The sequence below is a fragment of the Kitasatospora sp. NPDC085879 genome, from assembly GCF_040686255.1.
GTDB lineage: Bacteria > Actinomycetota > Actinomycetes > Streptomycetales > Streptomycetaceae > Kitasatospora.
Window position 1 is genome coordinate 1 of the sequence record NZ_JBFBJZ010000207.1, and the last position, 1,209, is coordinate 1,209.

Below are 1,209 nucleotides of genomic sequence, written 5' to 3' on the forward strand. Positions count from 1 at the left end.
GGGACCTTAGACAAGCCTCATCGTTGCAGCTCAGAAGGCACTTTCGCTTTTCCGATCATGATCCGGACGCGCCCCCAGATGAAACGCGCAGGCTAATGGCGCCGAAGAGGGCAACGACGAGGATGCCTTCACCGATGCAGAGATCTTCGATGCAGCGGCCGTCGAGATCGAAGAGGTTGACCGGGTCCTGGTTGACGTAGTCATAGGCGTTGGCGCTTCCGCCGGGAACCGGGTCGACGGAAAGGAAGCGGCCGGTGGCGGGGTTGTAGAGGCGGACACCCATGAGGGTCAGGCCGGTGAGGGTCTCGTCCGAGCGCTGCGCGCCGCCGAGCCAGCCGTACCTGGTGGTCTGCTGGCCTGCCCGCGGGTTCCCGTATTCGTCGAGGTCGAGAACGGTGGGAGCGACCGCGGTGTCCAGAGGCAGCTGAAGAGTGGTGTCGCCGTGGAGGTTCTCCAGCTGCAGAACGGTGCCGCTTGTCTTTGTGGTCGTCGCGCCGAGCTTGCCGTTGAGACCGTCGACGCTACGGGTGAGGTTTCCGACGCTGTCCTCAGTGATCCAACGGGGGCTGTCGTCATCGGAGTCGTAGTGGTTGGTCTTCGAGTCCGTCTGGGTCCACGTTCCGCCGGTGTTGGCCTCGGTGGTCCAGCTGCGCACGCGCTGGTTGGAGTCAGCTTCCCCTACAGCAGCGGCCTGTTTACCGGCCACCGCCGCGGCCACCAGTACCAGGTCAACCAGCGCGAGACCTACGGAGGCGCCACCCCTCACCGTCGACCGCAACGCCTGGGACGCCCCCGCCGCCGTCACCGGCTGACCCACGGAAGCACGGTAGCTGACCGCCCGGCAGGTCAGCCCCGGCGCCGAGCGTGCCCGTCCGAGGCGTGAGGCACCCGGCCGACCTGCTTGAGGAGGTCAGGTCCGCCGGGTGCCTCATCGGTGTCGCGCTGCTCCGGCAGAGCGGTCGTGTAAACGGTGTTTACGTCCTCGCGCGCGGCTGGGTGCCGTGGTCCGGGGAGGTAGTGGGCGGAGCAGGGCTGTAAACGGCGTTTACATCGGAGACGGCCGGTTCGGCCAGGGCCCGCGCAGGACCCCGCTGTCGGGCACGGTCATGGAGGGCTAGCCTGCGCGTTTCATCTGGGGGCGCGTCCGGATCATGATCGGAAAAGCGAAAGTGCCTTCTGAGCTGCAACGATGAGGCTTGTCTAAGGTCC

General features: G+C 66.4%; 1 pseudogene. It reads right to left on the reverse strand.

Going from position 1 to position 1,209, the window contains the following annotated elements:
• Window positions 1-154: 154 nt before the first annotated feature.
• Window positions 155-676 (reverse strand): annotated as a pseudogene (locus AB0P35_RS42205) (RHS repeat-associated core domain-containing protein); the annotation flags it as partial.
• Between the last annotated feature and the right edge of the window lie 533 nt (window positions 677-1,209).